The 12,525-nt window shown below is 39.9% G+C and carries 12 protein-coding genes; all 12 read right to left on the minus strand.

Going from position 1 to position 12,525, the window contains the following annotated elements; all coding sequences use genetic code 11:
* Window positions 1-43 precede the first annotated feature (43 nt).
* Window positions 44-535 (minus strand): DUF2798 domain-containing protein, encoded by a 492-nt coding sequence (locus tag H5088_RS12720; protein ID WP_024592896.1) that lies wholly within the window; start codon window positions 533-535, stop codon window positions 44-46.
* Between the two features lie 149 nt (window positions 536-684).
* Window positions 685-933, minus strand: a complete 249-nt coding sequence (locus H5088_RS12725; RefSeq protein ID WP_002960155.1) for a DUF4282 domain-containing protein — start codon at window positions 931-933, stop codon at window positions 685-687.
* A 77-nt stretch (window positions 934-1,010) separates the two neighbouring features.
* Window positions 1,011-1,580 carry a hypothetical protein gene (locus H5088_RS12730; protein ID WP_002960153.1) on the minus strand — a complete coding sequence of 190 codons (570 nt, stop codon included), beginning with the start codon at window positions 1,578-1,580 and terminating at the stop codon, window positions 1,011-1,013.
* A 1-nt stretch (window position 1,581) separates the two neighbouring features.
* Window positions 1,582-2,799: a murein transglycosylase domain-containing protein gene (locus H5088_RS12735; protein ID WP_182753105.1), complete on the minus strand. Its 1,218-nt coding sequence runs from the start codon at window positions 2,797-2,799 to the stop codon at window positions 1,582-1,584.
* A gap of 19 nt (window positions 2,800-2,818) precedes the next feature.
* On the minus strand, window positions 2,819-3,532 hold the full coding sequence (locus tag H5088_RS12740) for a hypothetical protein (RefSeq protein ID WP_182753107.1): 714 nt from the start codon (window positions 3,530-3,532) through the stop codon (window positions 2,819-2,821).
* Window positions 3,532-4,827: a hypothetical protein gene (locus tag H5088_RS12745; protein ID WP_182753109.1), complete on the minus strand. Its 1,296-nt coding sequence runs from the start codon at window positions 4,825-4,827 to the stop codon at window positions 3,532-3,534. Before H5088_RS12745 ends, H5088_RS12740 begins: the two co-directional genes overlap by 1 nt.
* Window positions 4,828-4,836: 9 nt before the next feature.
* On the minus strand, window positions 4,837-6,204 hold the full coding sequence (locus tag H5088_RS12750; RefSeq protein ID WP_182753112.1) for a hypothetical protein: 1,368 nt from the start codon (window positions 6,202-6,204) through the stop codon (window positions 4,837-4,839).
* Window positions 6,201-7,331 (minus strand): hypothetical protein, encoded by a 1,131-nt coding sequence (locus H5088_RS12755; RefSeq protein ID WP_182753114.1) that lies wholly within the window; start codon window positions 7,329-7,331, stop codon window positions 6,201-6,203. Before H5088_RS12755 ends, H5088_RS12750 begins: the two co-directional genes overlap by 4 nt.
* An 8-nt stretch (window positions 7,332-7,339) precedes the next feature.
* On the minus strand, window positions 7,340-8,242 hold the full coding sequence (locus tag H5088_RS12760; protein WP_182753116.1) for an LPP20 family lipoprotein: 903 nt from the start codon (window positions 8,240-8,242) through the stop codon (window positions 7,340-7,342).
* Window positions 8,242-8,964, minus strand: a complete 723-nt coding sequence (locus tag H5088_RS12765) for a hypothetical protein (RefSeq protein ID WP_002960140.1) — start codon at window positions 8,962-8,964, stop codon at window positions 8,242-8,244. Before H5088_RS12765 ends, H5088_RS12760 begins: the two co-directional genes overlap by 1 nt.
* A 305-nt stretch (window positions 8,965-9,269) precedes the next feature.
* The gene (locus tag H5088_RS12770; RefSeq protein ID WP_149603552.1) at window positions 9,270-9,887 is read right to left on the minus strand and encodes a LysE family translocator; all 618 of its coding nucleotides are present in this window, start codon (window positions 9,885-9,887) and stop codon (window positions 9,270-9,272) included.
* A gap of 71 nt (window positions 9,888-9,958) precedes the next feature.
* Window positions 9,959-12,421 (minus strand): prolyl oligopeptidase family serine peptidase, encoded by a 2,463-nt coding sequence (locus tag H5088_RS12775; RefSeq protein WP_154902959.1) that lies wholly within the window; start codon window positions 12,419-12,421, stop codon window positions 9,959-9,961.
* Between the last annotated feature and the right edge of the window lie 104 nt (window positions 12,422-12,525).

Here is a 12,525-nt window from a genome sequence, read left to right on the forward strand (position 1 = left end):
AACGTATTAAATTATTTGCTTTAATACGTTATCGCTCAAAGTGTTAGCTCTTTAAAAAGCGTTCTATTTTAGGTTTTACCGTAACCGACATTATCAGCATTATAGTTAAACCTATTGGTAATGCGGCTAATAACCCTTCAGCCCATCCAGTTACAAATACACGCATATCTGCATAGCCAATATTATTAGTAGCGGTAACAAACGCCATCACCGACTCCATTATCAGCGCCATAAAAACACTAATCACTAAATTACGTTTTAGCTCGCTACTAGTAGGCAATAACTTATTAACTAGCTTATGCATTAAGGTCATCATTACAAAACCAACAGGCGCCATAACCAATACTGCACTTATAAATGAGGTAAACCAGTCGGCATAAAAATGCTCTGTAACACCCACATTCACATAAGTCATAATGCCAGTTAGAGTACCGCCGATTAGAGTGATAATACTAACCATAACCAGTATTTTATAAATTACAGGTGTTTTTTTAGGCTCAACCATAACTGGATTTGCTGATACGGGTGTACTCATTTTTGGGCATGCCTTAAGCGTTAAGTAGATGACAAAATCAACTATAGCAAATTAATTGATAATATCAACTACTTTAAATTGGTTGGACCGCCTAAGATTAAAAGTAGTGGTAGCACTCGATGCAACCACTACTTTATGAGTATTTAAATTTATTCTGATTTATTAGCTATTTTTTGAAGATTCTCATGAATTTTAAATAATACAATTAATAGCTCACACCAGATGCGCGCACCAATTGCCCCACCAACAATTATGGCCAAACCACTAATGAAACCACCACCATACTTAGCAAACATTGTTGTTACACCTGAGATCAAAGTACCTATTAAAATTAACCAGTAAACGAATGTAATTATTTTTGGGGTTAACATTGAATCAAAAAAGAATATATCTTTCATTTTAGTCCTTTATAACTCCGTTTAAGAATACTAGTTTAGCGGAGTTAGAAACTAAACTAGTAATATAGAATTTTTTATTACTTATTTAAACTATCTAGCTCTTTTTCAAGATCTTTCATCGCTTTTTGGGCTTTAAACTCTTCGTAAAGCGCTTCGCGTGAACTAGGATCTAGACGCTTACCAGATTGAGCTACTAGGTTATTAAATGTTTCTTGTGTATTGCTCATTACAACGAATGTACAAAGTTGCTTTACCCCGTCTAATTTAGCAAATGCAACTTCTTGTGGCACAGCACCCACAAGGCTTTGCTGTGCAACTTGCTTACTTACTTGCTCAAAAGTTCCACCAACGTTTAGCTCATCATTACTTTGTGCTTTACGTTGGTATAGCTTGTCCATAACGCTTGCTTTAACCTGTATTTGCTGAGATAAATCGGCGCGAGCAGCTGCAATTGCTTGTGCTCTGTCGGTTGACATACTGCCTGACCAAGGTACGCATGACGACGATGCTAAACCTTTATCAGACACAGGTAATAACACCCAACTTGGTACTGAATCATTTTTTGCTAATGGCTCCGACTGTGTTTTTTCAGTGCTTGAACACGCACCTAATGCTAAAGCGGCTATTAGAGGTAATAACTTTTTCATTTTAAATTCCTTTCAATTGCTTTTGATAATAAGCGGTGCGTTTTACCACTTTTTGTAAATAGTTACGGGTTTCTTGCGCAGGTAAATTGTTAACCATTAGGGTGTAAACCTTCTCAGCTGACATTGCATTAGCTGCAATACTTGCTTGGTTCAGTGATTTAGAGCCACTCAGCGTTTTGGCTACGTTACCTGGGCCAGTATTATAAGCGGCAATACTCATGTAAATTCTTGATTGCACATTACGTACATTTTTAAAGTAACGATTACTTAAAATATGCACATAAGTGCTGCCTGCTTCTACGTTATTATCAGCCTGAAATAAGTACTCAGGGCTAAGTAATAGCGGTTTACCTTGCAAAAAATTGCTCACATCTTTACCCGCTGAAGTAGGCACTATTTGCATTAAACCAAAAGCAGGAATTGGCGAGCGTGCAAGCGGATTAAAACTCGATTCGGTATGTATAATTGCCAATAACAGTGCGGGATCTAAGTTATAACGCTTGGCTTGCTGTTGGACTTCTGGTAGATAACGTTTTGCTTGGTTCGAAAGTGTATTATCGGGCAATTTATAGCTAATTGTTACTCTGTCTTTTTGTTTAGTTATTACAGGTGCCTTTGCAGTGAGCACCTCTTTTACAATCTCTGTAGAGAGCACCGTTTGCTCGACTATTTTTTTAGCTTGAGTCGTTGTTGGTGACTTACTTTGCTCAACTTTTTTATTTAAAGGCTTACCCGTTGAGGTAAAGTTTTTGCTTTTTATTGTGTTATTTGCCGCAATATAAACGGGATCATTTGAAAGTGTTTTATTTACCGTTACTTGTGAAAGCTCATTTAATTGCTGCTTTGCATATTCAACTGCTTGCTCGTCGTTTTGGCTGTTTAATAACTCAACAACGACTTCACCACTTTCGAAATTTACACTCGTGCGTTTATTTAGATCATCACTGTATTTAACCCACACTGTTGAGCTTGGCAGGTTTGGATCTTGCCACTTTTGGGTTACTTGTTCTAAATATGCATTTTGCGCATTATGCCAAGCACTTACAAACGCTTCAAATTCTTGCTTTTGCTGTTGTTCGTACTGACTAAACTCACTTTGACGCTTTTTTAAAAAAGCCTCAAATTCGGCTTCTTCACTTGTTTGAGCTAAGCTATTTAAGCTCATAGTTAAACAAGCTAAAGCGCTAATTTTTAGTAGTATTTTAACTTTTGAGTGCATTTTTTATATCCCTATAAAATTAAAAATAACTACTTAAATCATCAGCAGATAGATTATCAAACTCAGTTTGAGCAGCTAAGTTTAAACGCTTACAGTCTATGCTTCCACATCGCCGGGTTAACGAAATTACTTGCTTATAGCGCTTATTAACAAACCAGGTTTGTGCAACTGAGGCTCTCGCTTCGTCGAGTTTTAGCTCACTCGCTTTTAAATATTTATCGAGATAGCTTAAACGTTGCTCCTCTGGCGATTGATCCGCTGCTAATGCTACTGCATCAGACATCGTTGTAGGGTGATTCAATGCAACTTGCAATAAAGGGCGTAAGTTTGCTTTATCTTTTTGGCTACCAACTTGCCAAGCCGCTCTAATGGCAAGTCCAGCTTCGTTAATATCTTGCGCGACAGGTGTTACAACACCAGTACAAGTTAACCATTCTTGCTGTTTTTCTTGCTCATAGTCCGTAATTTCAGCGTCAATAAAGCTTACCGACTCTGGCAAAGTAATATTGAGCTTATTAGCTAAAGTATTTTTAATAATACGACGATCAGGCAAGGTCAATGCATTTCGACATGCCTGCTCAAGCGCATTTTTTGCACTCGATTTTAACGCCATTACTCGGGCGTATTGACCATTAGCCTGACTTTTAAAAAAAGCAGTTTGTTGTTCAATGGTTTGCTCTGAGTCGAAAGTGGCCGAAGCCACCAACGAAAGCGCTAAAATAGGTGCTAGCATTAAAGTTCCTTTTCGCTCGCTACTTTACCTGATGCACCTTGAGGGTTAGCCGCTTTTTCGTTTAACCCACCGTGTGCTTTTATTTTGTGGCCGTAGTGACTTACACCGTTAACAGTTTGGCCATTATTACCTTCCATCTCTTTAGCTGCTTTGCGTGCCGTTGCCTCTAAGCTTGGCGCATAAACAGCTACGCTGTACTGCCAAAATCCATCATCACTTGCAAAACTTTTAACACTTACACCAGGTGGTAATTTACCTTTTGCAACGGTTGAATACTCGTCAGATGTTTTTAATTGATTTAAAAACGTACTGCGATCTTCTTCAAGAATTTCTACTTGTTGCGGATCATTTAAGTATGGGTCATCGTACTCAAACTGTTTAGTACCTTCCATTTGCTTTTCGTCAAAACTACCTTTCCAATACACTTTTTCACCTTGAATAGTGGCAAGCAACGCAGAACGCGCACGTGTTTGCGATTGCGATTTAGCAACGCCTTTAAGCTTACGAGCAACATTGCTGTTTCTATTTTGACGTGCAATTGCAGAGCCATAACCTAAAACGATAACTTCGCCAGTATCAGCGTTAGTAAGTACTTTGGCGCCAACCGGTGGTAAAACACCACTTTTAACATCACTGATTACTTGTTGGAAAATTACATTCGGTTCAGTAGTTACCGCTACGGCACCACGATTACCTTTAATTTGTGAACGTGTTTTAGGCGTTGAAATTAAGCTTACACGTACGCCTTTATCATCAACGTTGTCGTAGACGTCATAAGTAACAAAGCCCGCTAACGAGCCCGATACAGACTCTTTACACGCCTCCATCATATTAGTTTGTTCGTTTGCCGTACCTTCAACGCCCGTATCAATAACATCCATTCTTGCAGACACTACATTGCTACATTGATGTTCAACACCTTTCATATTTTCAATTAATTGTTTTTTCGCAATTAAATAAGCTTGATTATAAGCACCGCGTTTAGACAGCAAAGTCGCATTCATATTTTCGTAGGTGTTATAACTAGCACTACCAATAGATAAAATACCGGTGCCACTACCAACCTGAATCATTTTAATACCGTCTTCGTTGTCATCCATCAGTGCCTGATGAGCAACAGCAACTGCAACGCTTGTATCTTTTGCAACCACTACATCGCCAGAAACTTGGGCTTGTTCAGCACCCACTACTTGCGCGCCTGGGCGAGCAGGTATCATATCTGTTAGGCTAAATTCTTCCTCTGCGATTGCAGGCATAGCTAAAACCATTGCTAATGTTAATATTTTTAATTTCATCATCTATCCTTATTTGTACCTGAGTGTAAAGTCGTCTTCGACTGTAATTTTTGAAAGGCTTTTTGCTGTTATTGTCATTAACGCCTGATCAAGCGCATGAGCAAGCTCCCCGGTGCTACCTTTAAATCTCAGGCTTGCTACGGTATATTTTTGCTGTTTATGTATAGATATATCGCTTACGCCACCTAACGTACTTAACACATCATGCAATTTTTCTGGTTGCGTTAGCTTATTGCTTGGCAACATGACTTCACGAACCAAGCCCCCTCTTGCAACTACTTGAGTAAATGCATTATTAAGGGCTTTATGAAGCGCTTTTGATTGTGACTCGCTCGCCAAATGTACTGCCATTAAATCTTTTTCTACGTAAGGAGCATTAGGCAACGACATAAATGAAGGATCGTTTTTCCACTGACCATAAGTGTTTCCAGCTAAATCTCTAACGTCAGCACTTAAATAAAGTTGTCTGTTGTTAGCGCGCTTAATCACTTCAGATTTTGCATAAATAACTAAACTAGCCGCGTTACCAACTTCCATTCCTTGCTCGTTTAACCAAACTTTTAGTTCGGTTTTTAATGGTTCAGGCGCAATAACCTGCACTCTAGGTGAACCAATCATGCTTAGTAATTTAGATGCTTTTTGAATAAGTGGTGCTTTTTCTACAACAGCCATAACGGTGACTTCCACACCACCATTTTGCAGTTCTCTGGTTTGCAGGGTTTGCCACTCTTTCACAAGCCCTTCACTATGACTCGAAAGCTGTTGCCCTATTAACTCTTGCATGTTTGTTGATTCGTTACCGTCAACAATATTCATACTTGTACTTGATGATTGCGTATGCTGCTGAGTAAGCCACACACCTACAACTTGCGATACAGCACGTTGCAAAGCATCTTGCTCTGCAATCGTCAGTGCTGTTTTACCTTCTTTTTTCCAGCCTTGGCCTATTACTGTCACACTAATATTTTGAGTGGTTTGTTGCCAGCTTTGCTCTTGCGGCTCTCCTAACTCTTGCGGGTTAAGGCTTACAGTCATGCATGTGTCGTTACCACTGAGTGTAGGCGTTGAGTAATTTAAAGGAACGGCACCAGCACTCAAACCTTCCATCATCATAGTGCGTTGTTGTTCATATAAGCTGGCGGCATCATCATCTAAACTGGTTGCTAAATGTTGCTGTGCACTTTGGGTTGTTAAGCTTTTATTACCTTTAATAAAACTTATAAGCTCAGCACTAGCTTGGGCTTTTGCACCCGAGATAGCCGTGCTACCTCGTCCATATGCACATGACTGTGTTTGCAGTGTACCATCAGACAATACATTCACTTGAGCTTGCGCACTCAAGGAACATAATGCTAATAAACCAAGCTTTTTGATCATGTACGGCTCTCCAAAAAGTCAGCGGGAGTACCGACCGATACAGCAAATATTTTTGTACCATTTGACGGTCGATAAATACCATTTTCAGCTTTGTTTTTAACATCATCTGCTGCATCGGAGTCTTTCCAACGAATAATTTCTCCATTTGCACTACTACGCGAAGGGTTAACATTCGCAACGCCAATCGGTTCAACAAATCCTGCTTCATAGCTAAAAACTATCATTGTTTCGTTAGGAAGTACGCCTGCATTTTGACCTCTATCTAAACTAATTTTGTTCCCTTTAATACCTAAAACTTGCGCTGTGGCAGGCATTTCACTCAACATACGGGTAAGCAAGATATCAATACCACGCGATCCCATATCACTGAGTACTGCATTTACATGAGCACTTTGATCAAAGTGAAAACCTGCGACGTAGCGCCCGCTTACAGTCGTAAATTTTAACTCCGAGCGATCACGTACATCTTCAGATTTAACACGAATTTTGCCTAAATTAGGGTGCGATAGTTTTTCACGTGTTTGCGGATTTATAACGCCTGTTGTCAACTCTAATGTATAGTCGGCCCAATCGGTAATTGAACCTTCGGTTTTTAATGTTCTGAGTGAGTCTATTTTTACTACAAAATCGGGGATTAACGCTTTAACTTCTGCACGCTTGGCAGCGGCAACTACTCCTTGTTGTTGTAAAATTAATTGTTGTTCCTTTGAAATAGCATCATCATCACGCGTTACTATCCTGAAGCGATTAATTCCTGCAAATTGATTTTCGAGCATTAGCAATAAGTTTTGGTTGTCAAACTCGCGCATAGCATCAACACCAATACCACTGCCATTTACACCAGCTAAATCAAAGTACATGCGTACGATTGGTTTTTTAAGCGGACAACTATCTGTTTCTGTATTTGCATCAAACGTGCAACGCTCTAGACCTTGGGTGTCAAAATATGCAGGTATAGCTATATCCGCGTCATTAAATATATAAGCACTTTTGGCTATTACGGTATTTGAGGCGTTGTTACTAACCAACCCTGATTGTGTAGCACTTCCTTGTTTAGGTGAAGAGTTACACCCTGCTAATAAGGCGAGTGTAAATGCTGATAGAGTTAAGTTTTTTATTAATTTCATTACCATTCCTAAATATCGAACAGCCACTGACTAGCAGGCGCTTTAAGTTGTTGTACTAAATTGTTAATCGCTTTTTGTTTTGCATTTTCTTGTGTCGTAGCACTTTCTTGCGCAAAAAGATCCTGTTGTAGTAATACTTTGAAAGGACTTGAACTTCGCGTTAGCGCTAGAGTTAAAATAACTTTGGCTGAATAATTATTATTAGATTTGGCGTACTGCAAACGTATTTGGGGACGCATCCATAAACGTGTATCGCCGCTATGTGGGAGTGCATTATTTAGTGCTGATTTAATCTCGCTAATATTATTAGCACCGATCACATCACAAGAAACAGCATTTAATGCTTTTGCTTGCTCATTCAATAAATTATTTAAAGTCGATTGAATTAATAGCTTAGGCCCAGAAAGGAGCTCTAATACTGCTAGCTTTTTTGCCGCAACATCAAGACCTCCACTATTTTTAAGTGCCCAAATGAAACGCTGTTCGTTGTCATTTTTTGGCGCAGAGATACGAGAAAGTTTTAATAAATCAGATTTTAGGTTTTTTACTAAAGTCGATTTTTTAACTCCCATTTTTAAAGCAAATAAGTTATTTTTCTCAAGCGTATTTAGCTCCTCTAGTCCAGTTAATGTAAACGGTAAACTAGTTAAGGTTGTTGCTTGTTCAAAATAATTGCTTGCTTGGTTGTCCTGCTTTATGAACTTTTGTAATTGCTGCGTACTTACATCAACGCTTAGTTGAGTAGTAATATCGGCTATAGCCGCTTGCTTTGCAGCTAAGCGACTCTCACCAACCCCAACCGCAGTAATATATTCATCACTTTTTTGCGGTTGAGTTACCCAATCTGGCCAGTTTTGAGCTGAGCAGCTAAAAGCACATGCTATAAGAAAAGCAAAAATGCTTGTTTTCATTAGCCTTTCGCTTCTTGCTCAAGTTGTAACTCATTTATTGCTGTAATAGTTGCTTGCTCAAGTTCTATAATTTCGTTTGCTTCAAGCGCTAACGCAAGTTGATCTTTTGCTTTAATAAGAGCGGTGCCTATATCTTTGGGATCTTCTTCTTGCTCAGCATTCTCTTCATCGCTTGAAAGCCATGAACTGACAAGATTTCCACCCATTTTTAAAGCTGTTACTTTCGCTATGACAGTACTGTGTTGGCTTAAAATATAAGCAGATTTAGCAATCTCTACCGTTAAATCAGTCGCAAGTTCAACATTTTGCTGATAAATACCTTCGTTCGCTAAGTTATAAGCTGCTATTTTATGACCAATTTCTTCATCTTTATTCTTTGCTCCTGCGTCAAACTCTTCGATTGCAGCTTGAAGTTGCTCTGGTGTCGACTTTTGATGGGCATATAAAAAGGCTTGTACATCACGGTAGTTATCAGTTTGAGTGCGGTATTCACCCATAACTTTTCGTTGACGCTCAAGGATAATAGCTGACATATTTAAAAATTCGTCAATACCTACCTGTACAGCCACCGGGTGAAAATAACCGAGTGTATCCATTCGAGTAGTTAACTCTGCAACTGCAGTATTGCGGTCTAAATTAGCAGAAGTACTAGTATCGGTTGTTGAAACACAACCAGCAAAAAGAGGTACAAAAATAAGTGCGGATAGAATAGCTTTTTTCATGAGGTAATTCCCTATACATTAAAAAGGCAAGAAAGCACAAAGCTAAGCTGTTGACTTGATTCATTCTTCCTTGAATATGAGAATAGAATTACCGAATTTGTAAAAAAATGCAACACAGAAAATTAATAAATTTATATTACTATCAACAAAAAAATAAACAAATGTAACCACGACAAGGTGTTCAGCTTAAGTTAATACTTTTGTCTCATTTTTGTGTGATAGCTCTATTTATTTAGTTTTATGTAAAAAACCCTTGCAAGCTGTATAGATATTGTTCAATCACGTTTATCGTTAATCTTGAATAATTAGTCCAACGCTAACCACACACCTACAGCAACCATTAAACTACCAGCAATACGGTTCATCCATTTTATATTATCACCACGGCTTAAAAATAAACGTAAGCTTTTACCGCCTGTTGCGTAAGCTAACATACTTAAAAACTCGGTGGTCATTATAACACCAAGCAATACTAAAAGCTGAGGGGCTACAGCATGCTCAACACTTATAAAGGGTGGCAGTAGTGAAATCATAAACGCCCACCCTTTAGGGTTAGCAATTGCGGTTACAAAACCTTGCGTAAATAACGACTTCCTACTTACGTCACTTGGTTTTGAGGTATCGACCGACATTTTTCCTTTGGCTCGCCACATGTTAACGCCAATATAAATTAAGTACGCACCGCCTACCCACTTTAAAATAGCGAACGCATCTGGGTAATTTAGCATTACGCTTGCAACGCCTAATACCGCAGCTATAGCAACACTTGCTACACCTAACAGCTCACCTATCATCATCCATAATGTGCGGCGCACGCCAATGCTCATACCGAGTGTCATGGCAAGGGTCATACACATACCTGGCGTTATCGACACAAAAAAGAAGGTAGGAATAAAAACCGCGAGTGCTGCTACATCAATCATTAATTTACTCTCATATTAAAAGCAAAAACGCGGCTATAAGTAGCCGCGCTGTTGCTTACTCATTTTTATTACTATTGACCAGCACTTACCACGGGGTCAGTAATAACCTCTACTGGCTCTGCTGTATCATTTAACAAATACTTATCTAACCACTGTTCTTGTTCCCACAACACATGTAATAAGCTTTTACGCGCACGGTAACCATGTGCTTCATAAGGGAGCATTACTAAGCGAGCATCTTTACCTAAACCTTTAAGGGCTGCGTACATGCGCTCACTTTGCATTGGGAAGGTTCCTGAATTAGGATCTTCTTGGCCGTGGATCATTAGCATTGGTTCGTTAATTTTTTCAGCATGGAAAAACGGCGACATATTAGCGTACACACTTTGTGCTTGCCAAAAATCACGCTCTTCTCCTTGAAAACCAAACGGCGTTAATGTGCGGTTATACGCGCCACTGCGAGCAATACCTGTTTTAAATAAATCGCTATGAGCCAATAAGTTAGCAACCATAAATGCACCATACGAGTGCCCTGCTATGGCTATTTTGTTTTTATCGGCAATACCTTTTTTAACCAATACATCAACAGCTGCTTGCGCACTTGATACTAACTGCTTTCTAAAGTTATCGTTTGGCTCGCTGCCATCAATACCCACTATTGGCATTTTAGGGTCGTCAAACACGGCAATCCCTTTAGCAAGGTAAGGCATTGGGCCCCAATAACCAATGTAGGTAAACGCATAAGGCGATTCGCGTACTTGCGATGCAACGGCTTTATCTTTGTATTCAAGTGGATAAGCCCACATAAGTACCGGTAACGGGCCTTGTGTTTTATCGTACCCTGGTGGTAAATAAAGCGTGCCCGAAAGCTCAACGCCGTCGTCGCGTTTATAACGTAATTGCTCTTTAGTTACGCCTTTAAATGCAGGGTACGGATGCTCAAATGTCGTTAGTTGCGTTAACGTGTCGTTATCTAAATCACGTATAAAAAAGTTAGGTTGCTCAGTTTTAGATTCGCGAATAGTAATAAAGCGCTCACCTTCGTCATCAAGTAGTGCACGAACACGCTCATAGTATGGCGCTTCTGATTGCCATAAACGCTTGCTGCTATTTGTTTTAACATCGTACCTATCTAAAAACGGCACATTACCTTGCTCTGAAGCACCATTACCGCGCAGGTAAATATAACGCCCGCCTACAATTTTAATTACGTTTGCGCCTAAATCGTTGCGCTCGTAAATGGCATTACCCGGGTCTTTGTACGCATCGTTGTAACTACGCTCTGAAAATAGCACGCGGTTTCTGTCGGCATTTCGTGGTTGCACTATGTAAGTACGTACTTGGCGATCGCTAAAGCGCCAGTCTGTCAGCATTGCTACGTTTTCGTTGCCCCACTCCATTCCCGCATAACGGCGCTCTACTTTGGCAAATAATTTAGGCTCGCGTTTAAATGGTGCACGTAAGCTGTAAACATAATCATGATGCTCAACGTCGGTTTTCATGTCGCCGCCATCTTGCGCCTCGGCCCAAATAACTTCAGCACCTTGATCGGCTCGCCATTCAAAATCACGGCGGCCAGTGCGTACACTGTCGTAACCTTGTGGAATATTATCGGCAAGTGGCTGTTTTGCCAGCTCTGCTAATGCATAGCCGCGCATGCCCCATATTTGCCACGTGCTTGCAAAGCGGCTGTAAGGCACTTGATACGAAAACGGCTCATTAATACCGGCAACTAAAATATTGGTAGAATCAGGTGATACTGAAAACGATTTAAATAAAGAAGGGCTACCTATTGCTTGAGTATTGCCATCAAGCGTTATGTAAGCCAATTGCCCTTGGCCGTAAAACTTAAACTGTGATTCATCAAACGGGCTGGTTAATAAATTTTGGTAAGTACGTGCTGGCGCTTTTTCGCCAGTACTTTGTTGAATAACAGGCACTACATTTTGGCTGTTATTTTCAAGCCTTGGTTTACCAAAATTAACAGCAAGATTTGCAACAATGGCGCTGCTATCTGGCAGCCATTTATATGGCGATGCAGTTAGTACCGAATTTAACGCAGCACTAGTTAACTCTTTTGCTTGTTTGGTTTCAACGCTGTAAAGCCATAAGTTGGCTTGGGTTGGTTGCTCAACAACAAAGGCTAAATATTTACTATTAGATGACCATTTAGGTGAGCGGATAATGCCATTAGGTAAGTTGTTAATGCTAATAACCGACCCGCTTTGAACATGCTTTAGCTCCACGGCACTAAATTTGGCACTCACACGAGAGCGCGAAAAATTAGCGGGGTTTAGCTTAATACCTGCAAGCTTAAGCTCTTCTTTTGCAAGTTCATCAAGGGTTACTACACGTTTGCGCTCAAAAAGCGCTAGCCACTGGCCATCGCTCGATAAGTAACTAGTGGGTGCTAACTTAGCGTCAACCAATGCTGCAAGTTCGGGTGATGGGGTTTGATAGCCCTGCTCGGCGTAACTTGTTGGGACTAATGCCGCACAACAAATAAAGACAACTAACAGCCTAAAAGCGCTCATGTTTTTATCCTTTTGTTATTTTTTACTCTTATAGGCGTATATAAACACGTTTTGCTTTGTTCATAAAGTATTAAGGTAAGTTAAACACCTCTAAAAGATGACTT

It is taken from the genome of Pseudoalteromonas sp. SR43-3 (genome assembly GCF_014163875.1).
In the GTDB taxonomy this organism is placed as follows: domain Bacteria; phylum Pseudomonadota; class Gammaproteobacteria; order Enterobacterales; family Alteromonadaceae; genus Pseudoalteromonas; species Pseudoalteromonas distincta.